Annotated in this window: 23 protein-coding genes and 1 pseudogene; 19 read left to right on the forward strand and 5 right to left on the reverse strand. The window is 71.4% G+C overall.

Features of this window, described 5'->3' with window-relative positions:
- Nucleotides 1–34: 34 nt before the first annotated feature.
- The 9 genes from LCE31_RS08595 (at nucleotide 35) to LCE31_RS08635 (ending at nucleotide 11,299) form a co-directional block, all read left to right on the forward strand.
- Nucleotides 35–2,173 (forward strand): glycoside hydrolase family 27 protein, encoded by a 2,139-nt coding sequence (locus LCE31_RS08595; RefSeq protein WP_225013411.1) that lies wholly within the window; start codon nucleotides 35–37, stop codon nucleotides 2,171–2,173.
- Between the two features lie 168 nt (nucleotides 2,174–2,341).
- Nucleotides 2,342–3,637 carry an ABC transporter substrate-binding protein gene (locus LCE31_RS08600; protein WP_225013412.1) on the forward strand — a complete coding sequence of 432 codons (1,296 nt, stop codon included), beginning with the start codon at nucleotides 2,342–2,344 and terminating at the stop codon, nucleotides 3,635–3,637.
- A gap of 1 nt (nucleotide 3,638) precedes the next feature.
- Entirely contained in the window at nucleotides 3,639–4,538 is a 900-nt protein-coding gene (locus LCE31_RS08605) for a carbohydrate ABC transporter permease (RefSeq protein ID WP_225013413.1), read from the forward strand.
- Nucleotides 4,538–5,446, forward strand: coding sequence for a carbohydrate ABC transporter permease (locus LCE31_RS08610; RefSeq protein WP_225013414.1), 909 nt, complete (start codon nucleotides 4,538–4,540; stop codon nucleotides 5,444–5,446). The genes LCE31_RS08605 and LCE31_RS08610 overlap by 1 nt, the downstream gene beginning before the upstream one ends.
- The gene (locus tag LCE31_RS08615) at nucleotides 5,443–7,617 is read left to right on the forward strand and encodes an alpha-galactosidase (protein ID WP_225013415.1); all 2,175 of its coding nucleotides are present in this window, start codon (nucleotides 5,443–5,445) and stop codon (nucleotides 7,615–7,617) included. Before LCE31_RS08610 ends, LCE31_RS08615 begins: the two co-directional genes overlap by 4 nt.
- A gap of 80 nt (nucleotides 7,618–7,697) precedes the next feature.
- A complete protein-coding gene (locus tag LCE31_RS08620) occupies nucleotides 7,698–8,456 on the forward strand; it encodes an SDR family NAD(P)-dependent oxidoreductase (RefSeq protein ID WP_225013416.1) in 759 nt (252 codons plus the stop codon).
- A 130-nt stretch (nucleotides 8,457–8,586) separates the two neighbouring features.
- The gene (locus tag LCE31_RS08625) at nucleotides 8,587–9,345 is read left to right on the forward strand and encodes a FadR/GntR family transcriptional regulator (protein WP_225013417.1); all 759 of its coding nucleotides are present in this window, start codon (nucleotides 8,587–8,589) and stop codon (nucleotides 9,343–9,345) included.
- Nucleotides 9,342–10,487 carry a galactonate dehydratase gene (dgoD, locus tag LCE31_RS08630; protein WP_225013418.1) on the forward strand — a complete coding sequence of 382 codons (1,146 nt, stop codon included), beginning with the start codon at nucleotides 9,342–9,344 and terminating at the stop codon, nucleotides 10,485–10,487. The genes LCE31_RS08625 and dgoD overlap by 4 nt, the downstream gene beginning before the upstream one ends.
- Nucleotides 10,481–11,299: a hypothetical protein gene (locus LCE31_RS08635; RefSeq protein WP_225013419.1), complete on the forward strand. Its 819-nt coding sequence runs from the start codon at nucleotides 10,481–10,483 to the stop codon at nucleotides 11,297–11,299. The genes dgoD and LCE31_RS08635 overlap by 7 nt, the downstream gene beginning before the upstream one ends.
- Nucleotides 11,300–11,662: 363 nt before the next feature.
- Here the strand turns inward: LCE31_RS08635 and LCE31_RS08640 are convergent, their stop codons facing one another.
- The gene (locus tag LCE31_RS08640) at nucleotides 11,663–12,220 is read right to left on the reverse strand and encodes a UTRA domain-containing protein (RefSeq protein WP_225013420.1); all 558 of its coding nucleotides are present in this window, start codon (nucleotides 12,218–12,220) and stop codon (nucleotides 11,663–11,665) included.
- A gap of 54 nt (nucleotides 12,221–12,274) precedes the next feature.
- Complete coding sequence (locus tag LCE31_RS08645) at nucleotides 12,275–13,087, reverse strand: GntR family transcriptional regulator (protein ID WP_225013421.1); 813 nt, start codon at nucleotides 13,085–13,087, stop codon at nucleotides 12,275–12,277.
- 566 nt (nucleotides 13,088–13,653) lie between these two features.
- On the opposite strand from LCE31_RS08645, the gene LCE31_RS08650 reads away from it, so the two are divergent.
- The 9 genes from LCE31_RS08650 (at nucleotide 13,654) to LCE31_RS08690 (ending at nucleotide 20,440) form a co-directional block, all read left to right on the forward strand.
- Entirely contained in the window at nucleotides 13,654–14,499 is an 846-nt protein-coding gene (locus tag LCE31_RS08650; RefSeq protein ID WP_225013422.1) for a hypothetical protein, read from the forward strand.
- Nucleotides 14,500–14,673: 174 nt separating this feature from the next.
- Nucleotides 14,674–15,129, forward strand: coding sequence for a hypothetical protein (locus tag LCE31_RS08655; RefSeq protein ID WP_225013423.1), 456 nt, complete (start codon nucleotides 14,674–14,676; stop codon nucleotides 15,127–15,129).
- 135 nt (nucleotides 15,130–15,264) lie between these two features.
- Nucleotides 15,265–15,657 carry a hypothetical protein gene (locus LCE31_RS08660; protein WP_225013424.1) on the forward strand — a complete coding sequence of 131 codons (393 nt, stop codon included), beginning with the start codon at nucleotides 15,265–15,267 and terminating at the stop codon, nucleotides 15,655–15,657.
- A 5-nt stretch (nucleotides 15,658–15,662) separates the two neighbouring features.
- Nucleotides 15,663–15,812 (forward strand): hypothetical protein, encoded by a 150-nt coding sequence (locus LCE31_RS08665; protein ID WP_225013425.1) that lies wholly within the window; start codon nucleotides 15,663–15,665, stop codon nucleotides 15,810–15,812.
- Between the two features lie 248 nt (nucleotides 15,813–16,060).
- Nucleotides 16,061–16,606, forward strand: a complete 546-nt coding sequence (locus LCE31_RS08670) for a DUF6197 family protein (RefSeq protein ID WP_225013426.1) — start codon at nucleotides 16,061–16,063, stop codon at nucleotides 16,604–16,606.
- Between the two features lie 16 nt (nucleotides 16,607–16,622).
- Nucleotides 16,623–16,838: a hypothetical protein gene (locus tag LCE31_RS08675; RefSeq protein WP_225013427.1), complete on the forward strand. Its 216-nt coding sequence runs from the start codon at nucleotides 16,623–16,625 to the stop codon at nucleotides 16,836–16,838.
- A 13-nt stretch (nucleotides 16,839–16,851) separates the two neighbouring features.
- Nucleotides 16,852–17,283, forward strand: coding sequence for a hypothetical protein (locus LCE31_RS08680; protein WP_225013428.1), 432 nt, complete (start codon nucleotides 16,852–16,854; stop codon nucleotides 17,281–17,283).
- Between the two features lie 48 nt (nucleotides 17,284–17,331).
- Entirely contained in the window at nucleotides 17,332–18,534 is a 1,203-nt protein-coding gene (locus LCE31_RS08685) for a hypothetical protein (protein ID WP_225013429.1), read from the forward strand.
- 271 nt (nucleotides 18,535–18,805) lie between these two features.
- Nucleotides 18,806–20,440 (forward strand): FtsK/SpoIIIE domain-containing protein, encoded by a 1,635-nt coding sequence (locus tag LCE31_RS08690; RefSeq protein WP_225013430.1) that lies wholly within the window; start codon nucleotides 18,806–18,808, stop codon nucleotides 20,438–20,440.
- Here the strand turns inward: LCE31_RS08690 and LCE31_RS41160 are convergent.
- Both LCE31_RS41160 and LCE31_RS08700 read right to left on the reverse strand, forming a co-directional pair.
- The gene (locus LCE31_RS41160) at nucleotides 20,395–20,670 is read right to left on the reverse strand and encodes a carboxylesterase family protein (protein ID WP_225013431.1); all 276 of its coding nucleotides are present in this window, start codon (nucleotides 20,668–20,670) and stop codon (nucleotides 20,395–20,397) included. The two genes, LCE31_RS08690 and LCE31_RS41160, sit on opposite strands and share 46 nt — an antisense overlap.
- A 145-nt stretch (nucleotides 20,671–20,815) precedes the next feature.
- The gene (locus LCE31_RS08700; protein WP_263631596.1) at nucleotides 20,816–22,303 is read right to left on the reverse strand and encodes an MFS transporter; all 1,488 of its coding nucleotides are present in this window, start codon (nucleotides 22,301–22,303) and stop codon (nucleotides 20,816–20,818) included.
- A 131-nt stretch (nucleotides 22,304–22,434) separates the two neighbouring features.
- On the opposite strand from LCE31_RS08700, the gene LCE31_RS08705 reads away from it, so the two are divergent.
- Nucleotides 22,435–22,998 (forward strand): TetR/AcrR family transcriptional regulator, encoded by a 564-nt coding sequence (locus tag LCE31_RS08705; RefSeq protein ID WP_225013432.1) that lies wholly within the window; start codon nucleotides 22,435–22,437, stop codon nucleotides 22,996–22,998.
- Here LCE31_RS08705 and LCE31_RS08710 read toward each other — a convergent pair.
- Nucleotides 22,925–23,235 (reverse strand): annotated as a pseudogene (locus tag LCE31_RS08710) (Tn3 family transposase); the annotation flags it as partial. The gene LCE31_RS08705 and the pseudogene LCE31_RS08710 overlap by 74 nt on opposite strands.
- Nucleotides 23,236–23,267: the final 32 nt, after the last annotated feature.

Below are 23,267 nucleotides of genomic sequence, written 5' to 3' on the forward strand. Positions count from 1 at the left end.
CCCCCCGCCCCGCCACAACTCCGGGAAGGCTCAGATGACTTCACCCCGTGCAGGGACTTCGCGCACCCGTCGGCTGGCCGCCGTGCTCGGCGCCGCGGCGCTCGTCGCGGTGACCGTACCCGCCGCGCAGGCCGCGGCCCCTCCTGCCGCGCCGCACACCGCCGCAGGCGGCCGGCCGGCCGCCGCGGCCACGCCGTACATGGGCTGGAACACGTACTACGGCCTCGGCGCCCCCACCGAGGACCAGGTCATGGGCGTCGCCGACTATCTCGTCAAGAGCGGCCTGAGCAAGGCCGGTTACGACATCGTCTGGCTGGACGGCGGCTGGCAGGCCGACACTCCCCGCGACAGCTCGGGCCGTCTGGTCGCCGACCCGCAACGCTTCCCCTCCGGCATTCCCGCCCTGGTCAGCCGACTGCACAGGCTCGGGCTGCGCGTCGGCATCTACACGGACGCGGGCGACTACGACGGCGGCAAGAGCTGCGGCCTCGGCAGCAGGGGCCACTACCAGCAGGACGCCAAGCAGTTCGCCGGCTGGAAGGTCGACGCCATCAAGGTCGACTTCCTCTGCGGCATCTCCGAGAAGCTCGACCCCGCCACCGCCTTCGGCGAGTTCAGCGCGGCGGTCGCGGCCACGGGCCGGCCCATGCTGCTCAACCTCTGCAACCCGCTCACCGACGACTGGGGCGTCCCGCACACGCCCGCCCAGGACGCGCACAACGCCTACGCGTACGGGCCCCGGCTCGCCACCTCCTGGCGCACCGGCACCGACATCGCCTACGGCACCCCCACGGCGGGGGAGTGGGCGAACGTCCTGCGCAACATGGATGCCAACGCCCAGCACCCGGAGGCCCAAGGACCGGGCCACTACGGCGACCCCGACTACCTCATCCCGATGCGGACGATGCCCGACGGGTCGTACGAACTGACCCAGGAGGAGTCCACCACCCAGCTGGTGATGTGGGCCGAGATGGCGTCCCCGCTGATCGTCGGATCGGACCCGCGCACCCTGCCCGAGGCGATGGTCGCGACCCTGGCCAACCCGGAGATCGTCGCCGTCGACCAGGACCCCCTCGACATCCAGGGCGTACGGGTCGCCACCGACGCGACGGGCGACGTCTACAGCAAAGTCCTCAGCGGACGGGGCAAGCGCGCCGTCGTGCTGCTCAACCGGTCCGGCCAGGCCGTCCGCAGGACCGTGAGCTTCGCCGACACCGGGCTCGGCGGCCGGGTCGCCGTGCGGGATCTGCGGGCCCGCGCCGACCGGGGCACGTACACCGGTTCGTACACCGTGACCGTCCCCGCCCACGGCACCGCCTTCCTCAAGCTGTCCGGGACCGACGCGGCGCCCGGCGCCCCGCTCGGCACCACCTCGGCCGACGACCCGGCGCTCGTCACCGACGGCGCCGTGACGACGGCCTTCACACGGGCGGCGGACGGTTCGCTGCGCGAGCGGACCGGACCGGCAGGCGCGCCGCCGTCGCGCGTGACGGACCTCGGCGGCCCCACCCGCGGCGGGATCACCGGAGCGCCCGCCGCGTACGGTTCGCCCGGCGGCCGGATCGACGTCTTCGTGCGCGGCGCGGACGACGCCGCGTACCGCAGGACGTACGACGGGCGGCGCTGGGGCCGGTGGCAGCGGCTCGGCGGCGTGCTGGCGAGCGCCCCGGCCGTCGCGTTCGACGGGCCCGGCCACTGGACGCTGTTCGCGACCGGCCGCGACGGGGGCGTGCTCTCGCTCGGGCCCTCGGGAACGGGGCCGGTGGGCGCGCCCGCCGGGCTGAGCGTGACCGGCCGCCCCGCGGCGGCGCTCGACGCGGCGGGCCGTCTGCACGTCGCCGTCCGCACGAACGACGACGCCGTCTGGGAGCGCGTGCGCGATGCCTCAGGCGGCTGGTCCGGCTGGACCCCGCTCGGCGGCACGGTCAGCGGGAGCCCCGCCCTCGTGGCCGTCGGGGACACGGTCCGCCTCTACGCGCGGGCGAGCGACTACACCCTTTGGCAGCGTACGTACTCCGCGCACGGTGACGGCGGTTGGGGCGGCTGGTCCAGGAACACCGCCTGGGCGAGCGGCGCCTTCGACGGCGCGCTCGGCGTCGCCGCGGGCCCCGCCGGAGAGGTCCTCGCCGCCTACCGGTCCGTCGCCGGCCAGATCCGCGAAGCGACGCTCTGACCCGGACCGCCGCCCTCCCCTCTCCGAAGCGCCGTCACCTTCAAACAATAAATTAGTAATTAATCTTGACGGCGGCGTTCCGTCCCGACAGTCTTGTCCCGCCGAACGAAGGGCCCGCCCGCCACGGGCGGCGCGGGCCCCGTCCGTGGGTACCAAAGGAGTTCACCCATGATCGCCACACCACCCAGCCGCCGCGGGTTCCTCGCGGGAGCGGGCGCCGCAGGAGCCGCCGCCCTGATGAGCGGATGCGTCACCTCCACCAGTTCCTCCGGAGGTAGCGACGCGTCCGGCGGCGGCCCGGTGACCCTCCAGTCGAACCTGTCCTCGCCGCAGGCCAAATCGGCGATGCAGAAACTCGTCGACGCGTTCGACAAGCGCGGCGGAGCCAAGGCGTCCCTCAACACGGTCGCCTCCGAGACCTTCCGCACGCAGCTGCCGACGTACCTTACCTCCGGGAACCCGCCGGACGTGCTCACCTGGTACCCCGGCTCCGTCGCCGACTCCTACGCCAAGCAGAACCTGCTGCTCGACCTCAGCGACCTGTGGACCGGCGGCGACCTCGCCACCTACTCCGACGCGCAGAAGAAGCTCTGCACCGACTCGGCGGGCAAGAAGGTCTTCGTGCCCGCCTCCTACTACTGGTGGGGCGTCTTCTACCGCAAGTCGAACTTCGCCAAGTGGGGCGTCGAGGAGCCGAAGACCTGGGACGAGTTCCTCGACCTGTGCGACAGGCTCAAGGCCAAGAAGATCGCTCCGATCGGCCTCGGCGCGGGCAACGGCACCACCTGGGTCGCGTCCTCCTGGTTCGACTACCTCAACATCCGGATCAACGGCGCCCAGTACCACCGCGAACTGCTCGCGGGGAAGCACCGCTTCGACGACCCCGAGGTCCACAAGGTCTTCGACCGGTGGAGCGAGGCCCTGCCCTACTTCGACCCCAACGGCACCGCCCTCGCCTTCCAGGACGCCACCACCGCCCTCCTCCAGGGCCGTACGGGCATGATGCTGATCGGCACGTTCTTCGCCGACGCCGCACCCAAGGACGCCCTCGACGACATCGACTTCTTCCGCTTCCCGGTCATCGACCCCAAGGTGCCCAACGCCGAAGAGGGCCCGACCGACGGCTACTTCGCCAGCGCCCGCACCCACCACGCGGACGACGTCAAGGAACTCCTGCGGTACATGGCGAGCGTCGAGGCCCAGGAGACCTACCTCAAGGGGTCGTCCGGCACCGCGATACCCGTCAACCCGAAGGCCAAGGACAGCGGGACACCCCTGGTGAAGAAGGGCCGCGCGCTCATCGAGAACGCCTCCGACGTCACCCAGTTCTTCAACCGCGACTCCAGCGACGCGCTCCAGCCGTCCGCCGACACCGCGCTCACCCACTTCCTGTCCAAGCCCAAGGACGTGGGCAGCATCCTCACGACGTGGCAGCGCGACGCGCAGAAGATCTGGAGCCAGTGACATGGCGCTCCTGACCGCACCCGGCCGCCGCCGGCGGGCCACCCGGGTACCGCCCGTCGTGCTGGCGTTCGTCCTCGTACCGCTGCTGGCCGAGGCGTTCTGGGTGTTCTGGCCCGCCATCCAGGGCTTCTACCTCTCGCTCACCGACTGGAACGGCGTCGCCCCCGCGAAGTTCGTCGGCCTCGGCAACTTCCGCGAGATGTTCGGCGACAGCGTCTTCCGCACCGCGCTCCTCGACACCGTGCTGTGGCTCGTGCTGTTCGGCGGCCTGTCCATCGTCCTCGGCCTCGGCGCCGCCCTGCTCCTCCAGCAGGAGCGCAGGGGAGTCGGCTTCTACCGGGCCGCCCTGTTCCTGCCCGTCGTCTTCTCGCTCGTCGCCACCGCACTGGTGTGGCAGGCGATGTACCAGCCCGACGGCCTCATCGACAAGACGCTCGGCGGCCTCGGCCTCGGCAGCTGGGAACACCCCTGGCTCGCCGACCAGTCCACCGCCCTGTACGCCGTCATCGTGCCCGCCCTCTGGCGCGAGATCGGCTACGTCATGGTGCTCTACCTCGCGGGGCTCAAGGGCATCGACCCCGCCCTGTACGAGGCGGCCAAGGTCGACGGCGCGCACCGCGGGCAGCTGTTCCGGCACATCACACTGCCCCAGCTCAGCAGCGTCAACGCGGTCGTCGTCTCCGTCGTCATCATCGACTCGCTGCGCTCCTTCGACGTGGTGTGGGCGCTCACCCGCGGCGGCCCGTACCACTCCTCAGAACTGCTCAGCACCTACATGTACTCGACGGCCTTCCAGTCCCTGCGCCTCGGCTACGGGTCCGCCCTGGCCGTCGTGATCTTCCTCCTGGCCTTCGGGGTCATCGTCTCCTACCTCGTCCGCGCCTTCCGGGAGGCCGACTGATGACCGTCACCCACCCCGAGACGCCCCCGGCGGCGAAGACGGCGCCCCCGGCGGCCCGCCCAGCGCGCCGCGCCCCGGCCGCACGGCGCCGCCGCGCGGGCACGGCGGGCTTCCACACCGGCGCCGTACTGCTGTCCGCGCTGTGGCTGCTGCCCGTCGCCCTCGTCCTCGTCACCGCCACCCGGTCCTTCGACGACATCGCGGGCAACGGGCTCGGTGCCCTGCCGCACTCCTTCACCCTGGACGGCTTCGCCCAGGCGTGGACCGACGGCGGCCAGGCCCGCGCCCTGCTCAACAGCATCCTCGTCACCGTCCCCAGTGTGCTGGTGTCGCTGCTGCTCGCCTCCATGGCCGCGTTCGCCCTCAGCCGCTACGACCTGCCGCTGCGCCGCACACTGCTGCTCGTCATGCTCGCGGGCAACCTGCTGCCCCCGCAGATCCTGCTCGTGCCGGTCTCCAAACTCACCGAGATGCTCGGCCTGTACGACAGCCTGTACGCCGTGATCGGCGTCCAGGTCGGCTTCGGCGTGGGCTTCTACGTCTTCGTCCTGCACGGCTTCATGCGGTCCATCCCCCCGGAGATCCAGCAGGCCGCGGTGATCGACGGCGCGGGGCCCTGGACGATCTACAGCCGCATCGTGATGCCCCTCGCCAAACCCGCGCTCGCCGCGCTGTGCGCGCTGTCGTTCACCTGGATCTTCAACGACCTGCTGTGGTCGATCACGGTGCTGCGCACCGACAGCAAGATGCCGATCACCGCGTCCCTCATCGGACTCCAGGGGCAGTACGTCTCGGACTGGAACGTGATCGCGGCGGGATCGGTCATCGCCGCCGCGCCCACGGTGATCGTGTTCCTGCGCTTCCAGCGCCACTTCGTGGCAGGCCTCAACCTCGGAGCAGTCAAATGACCCTGCAGCACACGCAGGGCCCGGCCTCCGCCGCGCCGGGCCCGTCCGGCAGGGAGGAAGGACACGGCCCGTGGACCCTGCGTACCGGCACCACCGTGTATGTCGTACGGCTGTCGCCCGACGGGCCCTGGCCCGAGCTCGCGGCCTGGGGACCGGCCGGCACCGAGACCGGGCCGGCGCCTCTCGACTGGTCGCACCGGACCCACTACATCACCCCGGCCGACGCGGCCCCCGCCGAGTACATCCCGTACGGGCAGCGGCCGTTCACCGGCGCCGACCTCGTCGCCTCAAGGCCCGGCGGGGAACGCGGCACCTGGTGGGCCTTCACCGGCGCCGCCGCGAGCGGCGAAGGCCCCGACGGAGGCCAGAGCCTGCGGCTCACCTTCACCGACGCCCTGCTCGGCCTCGCCACCACCCTCGTCTACGAGACCGTGCCCGGCACCGACGTCATCCGCCGCAGGACCGAACACACCAACACCGGTGACGCCGAACTGCGCCTGGAGCGCTTCGACTCCGGAGCCGTCAACGTCCCCGTCACCGGCGCGGCGCGCCTGAGCTACCTCGCGGGACAGTGGTCCCACGAGTTCCAGCTCACCCAACTCGACCTGGCGCGCGGCAGGTTCGAGATGGCCAGCACCCAGGGCGCGCCCGGCCACGCCTACGCCCCCTGGCTCGCCGTCCAGGACGCCGCCGCACCGGCCGAGGGCGACACCCCCACCTACGGCGTGGCCCTCGCCTGGCCCGGCAACTGGCACATCACCGCCGACGCGGAACCGGGCGGCGCCGTCCGCGTCCGGGCCGGCCGCCTCCCGCACGAGGGCGCCGTCCGACTCGCCCCCGGCGCGACTCTCACCACCCCCGACCTGGCCTGCGCGTTCAGCTCCGAAGGACGCGACGGGCTGGCTCGCGTCTGGCACCGCTACGAACGCCACCTCGCGGGGGAGCGGCTGCACCGCGTCCGCAAGGTCCAGTACAACTCCTGGGAGGCCACCGGGTTCGACGTCGACGCGGCCGGCCAGCTCGACCTCGCCCGCGCCGCGGCCGGTCTCGGCGCCGAACTCTTCGTCGTGGACGACGGCTGGTTCACCGGCCGCGCCGACGACACCGGCGGCCTCGGCGACTGGGCTCCCGACCCGGCCGCCTTCCCCGGCGGATTCGACCACTTCATCGGCGAAGTCCGCGCCCTCGGCATGGACTTCGGGATCTGGGTGGAACCCGAGGCGGTCAGCCCCGCCTCCGAGCTGTACGCGCGCCATCCCGAATGGGCGTACCACCTCGACGGCCGGCCCGCCACCCTCGTCCGCAACCAGCTGCTCCTCGACCTCGGCCGTCCCGACGTCCAGGAGTTCGTCCTCGCCACTCTCGACGGACTCCTCGGCGCCCACGACATCAGCTACCTCAAGTGGGACATGAACCGGCCGCCCACCGAACGCGGACGGCCCGGCGGCGGCCCCGCCGAGACCCAGGACCTCGACGCCGCCCACGTCGCGGGCTACCTCCGCGTCCTCGACCACCTCCGCTCCCGCCACCCCGAGGTCACCGTCGAGGGCTGCGCGGGCGGCGGCGGGCGCATCGAGCACGCCACCCTCGCCCGTACCGACGTCGTCTGGCCGAGCGACAACACGGCGCCCCTCGACCGGCTCGGTGTGCAGTACGGCTACCTGCACGCCCACGCCCCGCACACCATGAGCTCCTGGGTCACCGACGCGCCCGGCGTCTTCGACCCCCGGCCCCGGTCCCTCGCCTTCCGCTTCGTCACCGCCGCCGCGGGCGTGCTCGGCATCGGAGCCGACATCCGGCGCTGGAGCCCCGTGCAGCGTGCGGAAGCCGCCGACTGGATCGCCCGCTACAAAGAGGCCCGCGACACCGTCCACCACGGCGAGGCACGCCTGCTCGGCGCGGTCGGGGACGCCACCTGCGGCGTGCAGTACACGCACCCCGGCGGCAGGATCGTCGTCGCCGCCTGGAACACCGGCCCCCTCGACGGCGCGCCCCTCGTGCCCGGCCGGCCCGCGCGACTGCGGCTGCGCGGACTGCCCGACCCGGCGGCCCGCTACCGTGACGCACGGACGGGCACCGTCTACAGCGGCGCCCATCTCGCCCACGCCGGGCTGCCGTTCGCGTGGACGGCCGCATACGACGCCGACCTCGTCGTCCTGGACCGGTGGTGACACCCGTGCACACCGCGCACCGCGCCGACCCCGGGCCCGCTCCGCACCGAGCGGGCCGCCCCGAGGAGAGGAGCCGCTCCATGCACCCCGCCGCACGCTTCACCGACCGCGTCGCCGTCGTGACCGGCGCCGCCTCCGGCATCGGCGCGGCCACCGCCCGCAGACTCGCCCAGGAGGGAGCCGCCGTCGTCCTCGCCGACATCGCGCAGGACAGCGGCCGGGCCGTCGCGGACGCCATCACCGCCGAGGGCGGACGCGCCCGCTTCGTGACCGCGGACGTCGCCGACCCCGCCGCCTGGGAACGCGTCGCCTCCGCCGCCCACGCGTACGGCCCGGTCGGCGTCCTCGTCAGCAACGCCTACACCGTCGATGTCGTCCCCGCCGGGGAGATGACGCTCGACTCCTGGCAGCGCCAGCTCTCCGTGAACCTGACGGGCGGCTTCCTCGGCTTCCGGACGCTCCTGCCCGACCTGCGGGCCGAGCGCGGCGCGGTGGTCCTGACCTCGTCCGTCCACGCCCACAAGGGCATCCCGGGCCACCCCGCGTACGCCGCCTCCAAGGGCGCGCTGCTGTCCCTGAGCGGGCAGCTCGCCGTCGAGTACGGACCCGACATCCGCGTGAACGCGGTCCTGCCGGGACCCATCCTGACCGCCGCCTGGGACCGCGTACCGCAGGAGGACCGCGTCCGCAGCGTCGCGGAGACGGCGGCCGGGCGCTTCGGCACCCCCGAGGAGGCCGCCGCGGCGATCGCGTTCCTCGCCGCCGACGAGGCCGCGTACATCACCGGCGCGAGCCTCCTCGTCGACGGCGGCTGGAGCGTCGTCAAGGCATCGGCCTGACCCCCTCGGCCCGCACGCACCGCGCGGGCGCGAGAGCCTGACGGTACGACACCGGGTGGACACCCACCCGAGCGGCGGCCCGCGGACCCGCGGCGCCACCGCACCGAGCAGCAGAAAGGCAGAGAACGACATGACGCCATACGCGCGCCGCGGAGTCCACGGCCAGACCGTGGAGACACTCGCGCGGCGGGTCCTCAGCGGAGAGCTGCCCGAGGGGGCGGTACTCGACCTCCCGGCGCTGCGGGACGAGCTGGACGTCAGTCTGACCGCCCTGCGCGAATCGCTGAAGGTACTGGCCGCCAAGGGCATGGTCGACGCCCGGCAGAAGCGCGGCACCTTCGTCACCGACCGCGCGCGCTGGAACCTCCTCGACGCCGACGTCCTGCGCTGGCAGTTCGCCGGCAGCACGAACAGCGGAGCGGACCTCGCGCTCCTGCGCAACCTCGGCGAGGTCCGCGGGATCGTCGAGCCCGCCGCCGCGCGCCTCGCCGCCGAACGGCACGACAGTGCCGACCTGGAGGCGCTCCGGGCCGCGATCGACGCCATGGCCGCGGACACCGGCAAACGCGCGGCGGCGGCCGTGGAGGCGGACCTCTCCTTCCACCGGGCCCTGCTGCGCGCCACCCACAACGAACTCCTCGAACGCATGGAGATGGTCATCGAGTCCGGGCTCGCGCACCGCGACGAGATCGTCCACTCGTCCCCGCACGGCGAGGACCCGGTACCCAGCCACCGCGCCGTCCTCGACGCGGTCCGCGACGGCGACGGCGACCGCGCCGAGAGCGCCATGCGCGCCCTGCTCGACCAGGCCCTGCGCGACCTGCACAAGGTCCACGGCGAGGCCGTGGCGCGCACCCAGCCCCCGACGAAGGGTGACGAGAGCCGGTGAAGATCGTCCGAATCGAGACGTTCCTCGTGCCGCCCCGCTGGCTGTTCTGCCGGGTGGAGACGGACGAAGGGCTCGTCGGCTGGGGCGAACCCGTCGTCGAGGGCCGGGCCGAGGTCGTCAGAGCGGCCGTCGACGTGCTCGCCGAATACCTCGTGGGCCAGGACCCGCTGCGCGTCGAGGACCACTGGCAGGTGATGACCAAGGGCGGCTTCTACCGGGGCGGCCCAGTCCTGTCCAGCGCCGTCGCCGGCCTCGACCAGGCCCTGTGGGACATCGCGGGCAAGGCGTACGAGGCACCCGTGCACGCCCTCCTGGGCGGCCCGGTCCGCGACCGTGTCCGGGTCTACGCCTGGGTCGGCGGCGACGACCCCTCGCACATCCGCGAGGAGGTCGCCGCGCAGGTCGAGGCCGGCTTCACCGCCGTCAAGATGAACGCGGCGGGCCGTACCTCCCCGATGGCGACCGCCGCCGAGACGGCGGGCGTCGGTGCGCGCGTCGCCGCCGCCCGCGACGCCCTCGGCCCCGACCGCGACGTCGCCGTCGACTTCCACGGCCGCTTCACCCCTGCGGCCGCCCGCCGGGTTCTCGCCGAACTGGGCCCGCTGCACCCGCTGTTCGCGGAGGAGCCACTGCTGCCCGAGCACGGCCACGGGCTGCCCGCGCTCGTCGCCGCCAGCCCGGTCCCCATCGCGACCGGCGAACGGCTCTACGGCAGGGCCGAGTTCCTGCCCGCACTCGCCGCGGGCATCGCGGTCGCCCAGCCCGACCTGTCGCACGCCGGCGGCATCTCCGAGGTCCACCGCATCGCCTCCCTCGCCGACGTCTACGGCGCCCAGCTCGCACCGCACTGCCCGCTCGGGCCCATCGCGCTCGCCGCGAGCCTCCAGATAGCGTTCTGCACCCCCAACTTCCTGATCCAGGAGCAGAGCAGGGGCATCCACTACAACAAGGACGCCGACCTGCTGTCCTATCTGGTCGACACCGAGCCCTTCCGCTTCGAGGCGGGCCACGCCCGCAGGACCGCCACACCCGGCCTCGGCATCACCGTGGACGAAGGCGCCGTGCGCGCCGCCGACCGTACGGGCCACGCCTGGCGCAACCCCGTATGGCGGCACGCCGACGGGTCGTTCGCGGAATGGTGAGCCACCCGGCCGGGCCCGTCGGCCCCCGCGCCACCACCGACCTCGGCCACGGCGGACGCTGGACCTCCCTCGTGGCGCACGGCCGCGACTGGCTCTGGCACCGCACGGAACCGGCCAGGGCGGGCGCCGCGCCCGGCACCCCGTTCGCCGACGCGGGCGGCCTGGAGGAGTGCGTACCGACGGTACGCGGCACCCCCGACCACGGGGACGCCTGGTCGCGGCCCTGGCAGGGGGACGGCGCCAGGGCATGGGTCCAGTGCCCCGGCTTCCGGCTCGAACGCCGCATCCGCACCCACGCCGCCGAGACCGTCGTGGACTACACCCTGAGCGCGCCGGCCGGCTACCGCTTCGTCTGGGCCGCCCACGCCCTGCTCGACCTGTCGGAACAGGCCCGCGTCGGGATGGCGCGCGGCACGCCGCTGCGGCTCTACCCGGACGAAGGACCCGCCTGGAGCACGGGCCGCTGGCCCACGGCGGGCGGAGTGCGGCTCGACGAAGCGGGCCCCGCGGACGGCACCGCGCTCGGCGCCGTCGTCGAGACCCCAGAAACCACCGTGTACGACGGCCCTGACACCCTCACACTGCGGGTCGAGGCGGACGGCGCACCGGTCGCGATCGCGCTCTGGCGCAACCTGGGCGGCTTCCCCCGGCAGGCCCCCTACCGGTCCGTCGGCGTGGAGCCGATGCTCGGCCGGGTCTTCGACTCCGCGGGCGCCGCCGACGGCGACACGGCGTGCGGGCCCGCGACGGGGGAGCTGCGCTGGCGGCTGACCCTGACGAGTTCCCGCCACACGGACGGCGCGAGCCCGTAACACACCGGCGCGCCCGGCGCCGTGCACACCGTGCCGCGAGCCGCGACCGGCCCGGCGGCGGTCCGGCCGGACGCCGTCCCTCTCCGCGCCCGGCCCCGGATGTCCACCGCGACCGGCTGCCGCACGGCCCCGGCCGCCCCCCGCAGGCAGCATTCCGCCCACAGACACCCGCCGAGGAAGAGGAACCCCATGACCTCGCACGATCGCGTGACGCCGGAACAGCCCACCGACCAGCAGGACCCCCGCCGGCCCCGCCCACCGTGCGGGCCCAGCCGCCGCGGCTTCCTCGCCGCCGCGGGGGGCGGGGGGGGCGCCCCCCCCCGGGGGCCCCCCGGGGGGGGGGGGGCCCCCCGGGAAACTTCGTCAGGCGAGCGGAGCGGCGTAGCGCAGCTTCCAGCCCTCGCCCAGGACGTGCTGGGTCACCTCGACCACGCGGTCGCCAGCGGCGCCGACGTGGTTGATGGTCAGCACGTCCGCTCCCTCGGGCAGACCGAGCCGAGTCGACTCCTCCGAGGTGGCGGGACGGAGTTCGACATCCTCGACAGCGCTGGAGCCCTGGTCGAACCCGGCCTCCTTCATGCGGCTGATGATGCCGCCGACGCCGGTGTCCACCTGCTCGATGCCCGCGGCCTCTGCAACGTCGACCGGGATGTACGTCGTGACGAGCTGAATGACGCGCTCACCGTCGAACATCTCCCGAGCCCGCACGACGACCTCGCCGTCGACGCCCAGGAGCTGAGCGACATCCGCCGGCGCAGTGGCGCGGCTGACGGAGACCTTGGTCCGCGGAGCGCGGCCGGACCGGCGCAGTTCGGCGTCGAACGCACCGTGCGCGCCGTTCTCCTCACGCTGGCCGGTGGTGTACCGGGTGCGGGCGTCCCGCAGGACCACGCCGCTGTCGTCGATTCGGTTGCTAGCCATGTGCTGAATGCTCCTTGCTCGTGTCTTGATGGCCGTTTGTGTGTTCCGTGCTGGTCAGCCGGTTCCCGGAGTGTCGATGACCCACTCGTAGGCCAACCGCCACTTGGAGCGCGGCAGGATGTGCAGGCAGATCTCCACGATCCGGCCTTCGGTAGTCAGTCCCTTGTGGGTGATCTCCAGTACGGCTCGCTCAACCGGGATGCCGAGAGCATCGGCCTCTGCCGGAGTGGGCGAACGAACTTCGATCTCCTCACGCAGCCGCACCTGTCTGAAGCCGGCCTCAGCCATCCGCGACTTGCTGCCTCCCGTGCCCGTGTTGTTCTCCGCGAGCACGGGGCAGGCATCGACGACGTCCGGCGGGAACCAACTCGTGGCCACCTGGACGACTTCCAGGGCCTCGTCGTTGCCCGGGAGCCCCACCCGCATGATCCGTTCACGCTTGAGGGTCTTCGCACGGTGGTGCATCCCGTAGAGCTCAGCGACCTTTTTCGGCGGCACGTCCTTGGCGATCGTGACGACCGGGTCCTTGTTCTCGAAGCCCATCGACCGCATCTCTGCCTCGAAGGCTCCAACGGCTCCGCCGGCCTCTCGCAGCGTCGGCAGGTAGCGCTGGGTGCGATCCGAGACGATCTTCCCGATCACCAAGGACACATAGGTGCCCTTGCCCCGGCGGGAGAAGACCAGACCTTCGTCCTCGAGCAGTCCGTAGACGTCGCGCGCGGTCTGGTAGGCGACGCCGTGTTCCTTCTGGAGCTGAGGCACGCCAGGCAGGCGCGACCCAGGTGCGAGTGCGCCTCGCTCGATCTTGTCCCGGATCTCAGACGCGATCCGTTCGACCTTCCCCGGCTCCTTCTGCTTGGTGGCCACTGCTCCTCCTCTCCGTACGCGTCGTGCAGCCAGCGGATCTCGCTGCCCGGTCCGCACAGCATCGCATGTCTAGTTGTTTCTCGAAAGCCGAGGCGCGACACGGTTTAAGTGGTCCAAGAAAATCGCAGGTCAGAATCGGTTTCTCAAACTACTTAGCTAGACAGGTTGACTGGGGCGCGATAGTGAGGTTCTATCGAGATGCGCCAGCAAGCGGTGAGTAGCCGCTTGCAGGGCGTAGCTGGTGTTGTTCCTGCACGTTCGGGCGCGTTGCCAGCTGCAAGACCGCAGTAGTCGTCCGCCCTTCGGGGCGGCCGGAGTAGCCCTCAGGAAACTGAGGGCGTGAGAGCACCATCGCAGCAGATCGCCACTTCGGTGGCCGGAGTCCAAAGCCCTAGCTACATCGGGGCCCGAGGTACCTCTAACTCCTCCGCCCATGATCTGCGGCGAGTACCACCCCGCAGCGCTGATGCGTTGTCCGTCCTCCGGGACCGCCGGTTCGCCGTGCGGCCTGAAGGGCGGAGAGAGCACCCGCGACGCATTCCTGTCACTTCGTAGAAGGAGCCCTCATGCTTACGCGAACCCGTGACTTCACCGCTCAGAAGCGTCCGCGCCGAGTCCGGTCCCGTGCCATCAGCACCCTGCCGCCCCTGGTCGTCTCCACCCTCAAGCCGCACGAGGTCGACCTCGCCTACTCCACGCTGGTCTGCCCCACCTGCCGCACCTGGGTGCCGATCAACGCGCCGCACAGCGCACGGCCCAAGCTGGTCCCCCACCACACGGAGAAGGCCGGCACCGAAGACCCGATCCGCTGCCCTGGCAGCCACCGCCTGGTCACCGTCAACCTCACCGTCGACCAGTGGTTCCAGCGGCTGGAAGAGGGCCTGACCCAGACCGACGGGCGACGCTCCGCCCGTGTGGTCCGCAAGCCGAAGACCGCTACGGCCCCCGCCGTCATGCAGATCGTCGGCGGCACCATCGACGACAAGACGGCCCGCCAGCTGGACGAAGCCCACGTACGCGGCTGCTCCACCTGCTCCATCAAGGACGACAAGGGCAACATCCTGCGCGCAGCCGACATCACCTCCCGGTGCACGGACGGCCGCCGCCTCGCCCAGCTCGCCGCGCACACCAAGCGCCTCGCCCCCACCCGCCGCAAGGCCCAGATGGACCGCGAGGACTGGAACGACCGCCGCGCATGGGGCCTGCGCCTGCTGCACGAGCAGCAGTGGCAGAACGTCTCCGAGCCGGTCGCCGACGCTGACCTCCGGCGGGTCCGTGACACCTTGGCCGCGCTGATCCAGACGCTCAACCCGTGCAAGGCCGACGCCCCGCAACTCACCGACTGGGAGCGCGCCGACCTGATGAGCGCGATCACTCTCCTGGCGACGCAGGAAGAGCAGCTCACCCGGTAGGCCTGCACGACGAACGACCACAGTCGGCCCCACCGGTTTCAGTCGTCGACATCCGCCCCCGCGCGGGATGCCGACGGCTGTGAGCGGTGATCCGCTCCTGCACCACCACCACGAGTCCCCGAGCAGTCGCTCGGGGACTCGCCGCGTATCCGCCCCGGACTCACAGGAGAGACCATGACTGCCCCCGTTGCCTCCGTCCTTCCCCTTCGTCCGACCACTCACCGGCAGATCGAGCAGGCGGCGACGGCGTACGCGACGCCGCTGCTCGCCTACATCAACGACCGCCTGCCCGACGGCGACTGGTCGCTGAGCGAGGACCTGGCGCAGGACGTGTGGCTGGAGGTCCTCCTGCACGGCATCCGCTCCGAGGACCTCGACGGGTCAGAGGCCGGCATGCCGGTGTGGCTGGCCCGCACCGCGCGCACGGTCGTGCGCCGCCACGTCTCGCCGGTCGGCGATATCGATTGGGCGCAGCTCACTCTCGTCTTGGGTCACAGCGACACGTGGCCCGCCCACTGGCACGACGTCCTGATGGACGACGGACACGCCGCGCTTCTTCAGCTCGCGGCCACCGAATACACCGAGGCCGGCAGGGCGATGGCGGCGCCGACCCTGGTCGCCGCGGCCTGATCGTGCCTGCGCTCCCTGTCGTCGCCGACCAGCCCCACGCAAGGCCGGCGACGGCAGAGGCCGCACGAGCGGTCGGTGCACGCCCGGGGGCGCAACCCGGGGCGCGCGACACAGGACCTCTGAAAGGAAACCCCTGTGCAAGCAACGATGATCGCACGAACCCGGACGCCGCACGCGGCTGCTGAGCCGGAACCCAGGCACGACCGGCCCACCACCCCGGACCCGACGCCGACCCCCGCCCCGCACCCGCACGCCGCTGTTGCGGCGCTGACGCCGGAGCAGCGTCTGCACCGTGAGGTGAGGCACCGCGTGTGCACGGCCGACGCGCGGATCAGTGCGGAGCAGCGCGTGTTGCGCACTCTCGCCGAGATGGTGCCGGGCTTCGAGAGGGAGCCGCTGCTGACGCTGCACCGTCCGGTGATGGACGCGGGCTGCGCGGTGTGCGGCGGCGCGGGCGGGTGGAGCGAGACCACGACAACCTCGGACGGAGCCCAGATCACCGTCTGGCGTTCCTGCCACGCCTGCTGACCGCCATGGAAACCACCCCGTGTTCGGCGTGCGGCGGCCGCGGTCAGGTCATGGTCACGGTCAACCACATGGGAGCGGACCACCAGCCCTACCAGGGAGTCGAGATGCAGCCGTGCAGCGGTTGCGGCGGCTCCGGGCAGGTGGCGGCCCGCTGAATGCCCACATATGGATCGCCCGCGCCGCGCAGCACGCAGCGGCGCGGGCGATCCGTCTGCACGGTCTGCGGCATCCCGCCGCCCGCGGCGCCCTGGCCCTGGCCGCTTGTACGGCCGCGTGGGCGTGGGAGGCCGGCCACCGCGTTACCGACCTCCACTCCCGTCCTGCGTACGCGGAGAGCGACCAGCCGGGCCCACCCACCTCGACCGGCCCACCATCCGGTCGAACCGATTGGAGCTGACCAACCATGAGTTTTTCCTCTGACCTCGTCCTCAAGGCCCGACTCGACGCGCGTGACGCGCAGATCATGACCCGCGACGTCGACAGCTACCTCGCCGCCGCTGCCGCACCCACACTGACGCCCGAGGCGGTCGCCGAGTGGGTCGAGCGGGCCTGGCGCCTGGCCCCGCGCGGGGACTGGCTGGCCTGGGGCAGCAGCGGCACCCCACTGTCCGGCCAGGTGATCGCCGCGCATGCCCGCGCCGCCGCGGACATCCTGCGCACCGCGGGCTGGAACCCCGACGTTGTAGCAGGCCGCGGCTTGCGGGACGCCCTCGTCTACGCCGAACGCCTCGACGTCGACGGCGGGTTCAGCATGGACACGCGAATGGCGGTCGGGGAGATCGTCGGCCTCCTGGTCCGCGCGGCGACCGGGGCCCCGCACGTCTACTACGAGATGTGGGACGCGCACCCCTCCCGCACGGTGCAGGACGTGCTGCAGATCCTCGACGTCGCCGCCGCCTTCGCCCTCACCTACACGCCCGGCACCGTGTCGTCAGGGCAGGCTGCCTGACGCGGTGAGCAGAGCAATGAGCCGGGAGCATCAGCTCGTGCCCGACCGCCCGGCACGTATGACGGATCTCTACGACCGGTACATGACGGCAGCCAAGATCCACCGCGCGCACGGCGAGTCCTGCGACGCCTGCCGACCCGACGCCCCGTGCAAGACGGGCCGGCCGCTGTGGGAGCGCTTCACCCGCCTCCAGGACGCCTACCTCGCCGAACTGCGCCAACAGCAGCACTGACCAGGAGATTGCCATGTTCCCTCGCATCGACACTGCGCCCGACGTCCTCACCACGATCAAGGAGTCGGTGCGCGAGCACCGCAGGCACCTCGCCAGCGGCAGCCGGTACGTCTCCCGCTACGGCACCGACAGGGAGACGGTGGGCCGCTACCAGGCGGTTGCGGACGCGGTCGTGGAGGCCGAGCTGCACATCGAGTTCGGGACGCGTTCCGGCCGGGCCTCGAACTGGACCGAGGAGCACACGGTCGCCTTCACGGCGGTCGCGCGCTGCACCGGGCACGGCTGCACCGACCCCACGCACCAGAGCGCGAAGGGCGAGGTGTTCCTGCTGGACGCGGACGCCGACGAGACCGCCCCGAACGCGCTCCCGCTGATCGCCACGGCCCGCGCCTGGGCGCAGAAGCACGCCGAGACCTGCCGCGCCCTGCCCTACACCGGCCGCTGACCACCGCCGCCTGCCCAGCAGGCGATCTCGCAGGAAGGAAGAACGAGCATGGATTGGAAGAAGTGGACGGGGCGCTGCACGCCGCGCGGGATGGTGCTCCTCATCCTGGGGGCCTTCACCCTGGGCGTCGCGTCGATGTCGGTCAGGGCGAGCTACCAGGTCCTGGACCCGCACTTCGGACTGTGGGCCGCGCCGACGGTCGCCGCCCTGGACGCGTTGTGGATTGTCTTCCAGGCGACGGAGATCCTGGCCGGCAACAACAGCTCACGCGTGCGACCGGTGCGCTGGGCAGGCCTGGCACTGACCCTGGTCAACGCGGCCATCCCCACGACGGAATTGCTGCAGCACGCCGACAAGGCGGCCGGGTTCGACATGGCCTACGTGTTGACGCCTGTGGCCATCGTGTTGACCAAGCTGGCCTGGAAGCTTGTCCTGCCCTCGCTCGGGCGCAAAGTCTCCGACAAGACCCGTGAGTCGATCGATGAACGGCGCCAGAAGGTCGCGGACCGCCTGGAGGTCATGGAGGCCGACGCGGCGCACCGTATCGAGCTGCTGCAGGCCGCGACCCATCTGGAACGGCGTGTGGCCAGGGCGGAGACGGCATATCGCCGGTCCACCCTCAAGACCCGCCAGAGGACGACCGAGGCCCTGCACAAGCAGGCCCAGGCCACCGAGAAGACCATCCAGGGCAAGCCGCTGCCGGCGGCCGTCGCGGCCATCACGCTGCCGGACCTCGACACGTGGGAGCCCGGCACGCGCGCCCTGGACGCGTTCGGCACGCTCGCCCTGCCCGCCGGGTCGGGGCCGGAAGACTCCGGCACGGTTACCGGCACGGCAACATCCGACCGTCACGGCGACGGCACGCAGGTCAACACGGGTGCGGCAGGCGAAGCGGCACAGGGCGGCACACCGGCACACCCGCAGACTCCGCCCGTCACGCTCACTGAGCTTGCCGCTGTAGCGGGTGTGCCGGTCCCGGAGACCGGCGAGCAGCTGACCGACGAACAGCTCGACGTGGTGCTGCGCCACCTGCGTTACCGCGAGGACCCGCCGCGCAGCTACCGCCAGGCGCGCGATGAGTTCCGTGAGGCCGGCTTCGTCGGCAGCGAGGAGCGCATCCGGCGCTCCTTCGGCGTGCTGATGTCCAAGGAGGAAACCACGCCCGCGGACGTCGGCCGTAGCGCGTCGGCGGCCCGTAGCGCCGAGGACGACGGCACGGCGGATGACGACTCGGAGGACGCCCGAGCCTGAAATCTCTGCCTGAGCCCGCCTCAGGCACTGTCCGGCACCACCAGTGAGGGCCAGCCCGCGCACCCTGCGGGCTGGCCCTTGCTGCGACTGCCGGAACCACAGCAATGCAGTCGAAGTGGTGCAGACCCGGTGAGCGACCTCGCGAGCGCCCGACAGGGCGCAGACCGATCAGGCAGACCCGGCGAGCATCCCGAACCCGAAAAGCCCTGCCGTCGCAGGCACGCCTGCCCGTGTGGGCTCGTGGATTCCATGATCAACATAAGGAGGCGGTGTGGGGAAGCAGTCTCCCGAAGCCGAGCAAGAGGTGTATGCGCAACTCGCGGGGGCGATCGGCGGTGTGGCGATCGCGGCCGGCTGCCTGGCAGCGCTGAAGAACGCGCTGGGTGTGCCCTGGTGGGCGACTTTGCTGGTCGCAGCCGGGATCCTGGTCGCCCTCGGCTACGGCATCTACAAGCTCCGGGCCCTGTTCAACCGGTGGAAGAACGGCGAACTCCGCAAGGGCAAGCAGCAAGCTGCTGCCACGGCTGTAGCCAGCCCACAGACGGCCGTGGATGGCACCCAGGCTGTCGAGGACGTGCCGGTGCATCCGGGGCTGACGTCGGCGCTGGTGACGGCCGGCGTCCTCGGACGGGACGAGGTGATCCGGGCTGACGAGGTCAGCGTGGAGAAGGTCAAGACCGGCACGGTCTACGACTTCCTCGTTCCCCGCGGCCGCACCTACGCGGACGTCGAGCGCCGCCTGGCTCAGGTGGCGGGAACGTTCGGCGTGACCCGCCTGCATACAACGCTGGAGCGCAGCTACGACACGGAGCGCCGGGCGCGGCTGTTGGTGCTGGACGAGCCGCCGTTCACCCGCGCGTTTTCGACGCCTACGCGTGCGGAGATCGAGGCGTTCGACGGGGTCCCGTTCGGCCACGACGTCACGGGCCGGCTCGCTGGAGTGCCGACGTTCGACAAGGCCTCCCTGCTGATCGGTGGAATGACGCAGCGGGGCAAGACGACGCTGATCAACGGGATCATCGCGTGCCTGCTGATCGCCTACGGCGAGTTCGACCTGTATCTGCTCGACGGGAAATTCTGCGGTCTGGCGAAATTCTCGAAAATCGCCACACGCTATGAGGCATCCGATGATCCGGTTGTCTTCGAGAGCATGACCGACGAGCTGAATAGGCGCTCTGAGCGGCGCTACAAAAAAATGCAGGAAGCGATCCGCGAGCGCCAGCCCGCGCCGACGTTTAAGCCGGTGTTCTTCATTGTGGACGAAGCCGCCGACTTCTTCGCTAGCGACGGATCCAAGGAAGGGGCAGAACAGGCAAGGAGGATCACCGAAAAGGCACGCTCCCTGGTCGCGAAATGTCTGGAGTCAGGCATTTCCACGGTCCTGCTGACGCAACGCCCTGCCACCAATGCCATTCCCGTGCAAGTGCGGGATCAGTTCCTTTACCGCATGTGCATGTATGTGGCATCGGAAGGGACCGTGAAAGTCACGCTCGGAGACACGTACTTCGAGACTGTGGCACCGATCAATGCAGCCCTGCTCAACCCAGATATCAAGGGTCAGGGCGTCCTGTTCGCGAACGGCCGCTCCACGCTCCTTCGCGGATTCAACTTCGACGACAAGTTCGTCTGGGACGTCGTGGACAAAGTCAGAGACCGAAAAAGCGAGGTCCTCGAAACGGCGCCACCCTCTCCACTCAAGCAGGCCATCGACCTCATGCGGGATAAGGGCGTCGAGTTCATGCCTACCGCTGAGTTGGCCCCGGCGCTCGGAGTCGAAGAGACAGGACCAGTAATGCAGGGGCGGCGACTTTCGCCTCTGCTCGGCGCTGCGGCGGGCAAGGACGAGAAGGGGGTGCGGGGCTACCACCTCGCGGACCTCACGGCAGCGCTTATGTCCGGTTCGTGACTCGCCTCGGATCTGCCGGGCCATCTGCCAGGCATCCGCCGGGGGGGGGGGGGGGGGGGGGGGCCCCCGTACGCGGTCGCCTCGAAGCAGGAGGTGAAGGGCGCGCGCGGCTGCGGGGCGGCGAAGGCACCTGCTGGGTAGGGCGCTTGGGCGTAGGGAATGCCGAGGTAGGCGGTGTGGGTCTCGCGGGTGATGCCCGCGATGCGACCGCAGGGAGCGTTGACAGACACGGGGGTGCTTCTTTCTTCGCGGTGGCTTCAGTCGGAGGAAGGCGCACGGGGTTCGTTCGTGCCGGCCGGCCGGTCGTGCGGTGGTGGTGTCGGACTCAGTGGTCCTCGGCGTTGGCGGACTCAGTCGTCCTGGGCGTTGGCGGACTCAGTCGTCCTGGGCCGGGGTCGCCGCCGCGGTGTTCTGGGCGGGCTTGAGGCGCAGGGCAAGGGCGGCAGTGGCGAGGCTGAGGGCCGCGATGGCGTAGAAGGCGACGCGGTAGCCCTCGACGACCGCCGTGTTGCCGCCGGCGGTGCTGTGGCTGGTGACGGTGGCAGCGATGGTGACCAGGGCGGCCAGGCCGAGGGCGGCGCCCAGCTGGCGGCACATGTTGATCAGTCCGGAGGCGACGCCCGCGTTGCGCGGATCGATGCCGCTGGTCGAGGCGACGATCGCGGGCATCATCGTCAGGCTGGTGCCCGCACCGACGACCACGGTGGGCAGCAGCACACCGGCGACGTAACCGGAGTGGACGGGAAGCCGCCCCACCCAGACCAGACCCGCCGCGGCGATGATGCCGCCGATCACCACCAGGCGGCGCGCGCCGATGACGGGGATCAGCTTCTGCGACAGGAGGACTCCGATACTGATGACCGCGACCATGGGCAGCAGGGACAGTCCGGTGCGGACGGGGCTCCGGCCCAGAATCTGCTGCAAATACAGCGACAGGAAGAACAGCGGTGCGGTGATGACGGCGCCCATGCACAGCGTGAGGACGTTGCCCACGCGCACATTGGCGATGGAGAAGATCCCCAGTGGGACGAGCGGATCGCTGCCGCGGCGCTCGATCGCCACGAACACCGCGAGCAGCAGCACGCCGGCCACCAGGGAGACGATCACGCGGGGCGCTCCCCACCCCGCGCCGGGTGCGGCCGAGACGCCGTAGACGAGTGTCGCGGCCGACAGCGTCACGGTGATCGCACCGGGAAGATCGATTCGAGAGCGGCGCTGCCCGGTCGCGGTCGGTGCCAGGCACACCATGCCGGCGCTCAGCAGGCCGACGCCGATGGGGACGTTGACCAGCATCACCCACCGCCAGCTCAGTTGCGCCAGCAGTCCGCCGGCCACGATGCCCGCGGCACCGGCGCTGGAGGCGGCGACACCCCACCACGTCATGGCCCGGGTACGTTGGGAGGGCTCGGTGTGACTGGCGGTGATCAGGCTGAGGCTGGACGGCGCGAGTGCCGCCGCCCCCGCGCCCTGCACCACCCGGGCCGCCAGCAGCATCCATCCGTCCTGTGCCAGCCCGCCGGCCAGCGAGGCGAGCGAGAAGACGACGAGCCCGGCCTGGAAGACGCGGCGGCGCCCGAACAGGTCGCCGGCACGCGCGGCGAACAGCAGCAGACCACCGAAGGCGACCAGGTAGCCGTTGACCACCCACTGCTGCGCGGAGGCTGACAGGCCGAGGCCCGCCTTCATGGACGGCAGCGCCACGTTCACGATGGAGGAGTCCAGCACCACCATGAACTGCGCCACGCACGCCACAGCCGCGACGGCGGCGAGCGCGACACCGGGCCTGGCCACACCGTTCGAGGGGTCGGCATCGGGCGGGGCAACCGCGCCGACGCTCGGAGAGAAGTGTGATCGACTGGCCATGGCTGTGCCCCTCAAAGTTTCCGGATAGCCTGTCCGGCAAGCGTACGGCGATCGCGGATAGGCTGTCCACTTGTGAGGTGCGAGCCCGCCCGGCAGGGGCCCAGAGCACGAGCGACACACGCGGAGGAACCATGGAGGAAAACAGGGCGGCGTTCCCGAAGAGGCGTGCTGCCGCGGAACGCAATCGCGCCAAGATCCTCGACGCGGCCCGCGAGGCGTTCGCCGCCCCCGCCCCGGACATCTCCATGGCGGAGATCGCCCGCCGCGCCGGAGTGGGGATGGCCACCTTGTACCGCAACTTCCCCGGCCGCCAGGAACTCCTCGAAGCCCTCTACGCCGACGAAGTCGACCAGATCTGTGCCGCCGCCACCATCGAACCCGGCGAGAGCGCGGCAGCCGCCCTCACCGCCTGGCTGCGTCTGCAGATCGCCTTCATCCCGCACAAGCGGCTCATCATCTCCGAACTGCTGGAGCACACCGACCGGGACGACATCACCAGCCATCGCGCCCGCGCCGTGGACGCGGGCCGTCCCCTGCTGACCGCGGCCCAGGAAGCGGGGCAGATTCGCGACGACCTGACTCTGGAGCAGATCTTCGACCTGATCGTCGCCGTCGCCAAGATCAATGAAACCCCCGACTACCTGCACCCCCTCTTCGCCACCATTCTCGACGGCCTGCATCGGACGACGGCATGACGGGGCGCAGGCCGATGGCGGCCGGGACACCGGCGGTGAAGCCGTAGCGGCCGGGCGGGTTCAGGTCGCGGTGCTTGAGCGGGGACAGGCGGGAGATGTCCTCGTCGCGGATCTCACGGCCCTCGGCGCGGAGCCGGCCGACGGCGGCGTCGATGTCATGCGTGGTCCAGAGCACGACGGCCTCCATGCCGTCCTGGTACACACCCGGTGGATGGTGCCGCGCTTGCCCTGGCACACGGCGCCCAGGATCGGGCCACCTTCGCCGCGCG

The organism is Streptomyces sp. 8L, assembly GCF_020176795.1.
In the GTDB taxonomy this organism is placed as follows: Bacteria; Actinomycetota; Actinomycetes; order Streptomycetales; family Streptomycetaceae; genus Streptomyces.

Bases quoted from the DNA above. Each gene is read 5' to 3' on its own strand.
- LCE31_RS08595 (WP_225013411.1), top strand. From the start codon at position 35: ATGACTTCACCCCGTGCAGGGACTTCGCGCACCCGTCGGCTGGCCGCC.
- LCE31_RS08600 (WP_225013412.1), top strand. From the start codon at position 2,342: ATGATCGCCACACCACCCAGCCGCCGCGGGTTCCTCGCGGGAGCGGGC.
- LCE31_RS08605 (WP_225013413.1), top strand. From the start codon at position 3,639: ATGGCGCTCCTGACCGCACCCGGCCGCCGCCGGCGGGCCACCCGGGTA.
- LCE31_RS08610 (WP_225013414.1), top strand. From the start codon at position 4,538: ATGACCGTCACCCACCCCGAGACGCCCCCGGCGGCGAAGACGGCGCCC.
- LCE31_RS08615 (WP_225013415.1), top strand. From the start codon at position 5,443: ATGACCCTGCAGCACACGCAGGGCCCGGCCTCCGCCGCGCCGGGCCCG.
- LCE31_RS08620 (WP_225013416.1), top strand. From the start codon at position 7,698: ATGCACCCCGCCGCACGCTTCACCGACCGCGTCGCCGTCGTGACCGGC.
- LCE31_RS08625 (WP_225013417.1), top strand. From the start codon at position 8,587: ATGACGCCATACGCGCGCCGCGGAGTCCACGGCCAGACCGTGGAGACA.
- LCE31_RS08635 (WP_225013419.1), top strand. From the start codon at position 10,481: ATGGTGAGCCACCCGGCCGGGCCCGTCGGCCCCCGCGCCACCACCGAC.
- LCE31_RS08640 (WP_225013420.1), bottom strand. From the start codon at position 12,220: ATGGCTAGCAACCGAATCGACGACAGCGGCGTGGTCCTGCGGGACGCC.
- LCE31_RS08650 (WP_225013422.1), top strand. From the start codon at position 13,654: ATGCTTACGCGAACCCGTGACTTCACCGCTCAGAAGCGTCCGCGCCGA.
- LCE31_RS08655 (WP_225013423.1), top strand. From the start codon at position 14,674: ATGACTGCCCCCGTTGCCTCCGTCCTTCCCCTTCGTCCGACCACTCAC.
- LCE31_RS08665 (WP_225013425.1), top strand. From the start codon at position 15,663: ATGGAAACCACCCCGTGTTCGGCGTGCGGCGGCCGCGGTCAGGTCATG.
- LCE31_RS08670 (WP_225013426.1), top strand. From the start codon at position 16,061: ATGAGTTTTTCCTCTGACCTCGTCCTCAAGGCCCGACTCGACGCGCGT.
- LCE31_RS08675 (WP_225013427.1), top strand. From the start codon at position 16,623: ATGAGCCGGGAGCATCAGCTCGTGCCCGACCGCCCGGCACGTATGACG.
- LCE31_RS08680 (WP_225013428.1), top strand. From the start codon at position 16,852: ATGTTCCCTCGCATCGACACTGCGCCCGACGTCCTCACCACGATCAAG.
- LCE31_RS08685 (WP_225013429.1), top strand. From the start codon at position 17,332: ATGGATTGGAAGAAGTGGACGGGGCGCTGCACGCCGCGCGGGATGGTG.
- LCE31_RS08700 (WP_263631596.1), bottom strand. From the start codon at position 22,303: ATGGCCAGTCGATCACACTTCTCTCCGAGCGTCGGCGCGGTTGCCCCG.
- LCE31_RS08705 (WP_225013432.1), top strand. From the start codon at position 22,435: ATGGAGGAAAACAGGGCGGCGTTCCCGAAGAGGCGTGCTGCCGCGGAA.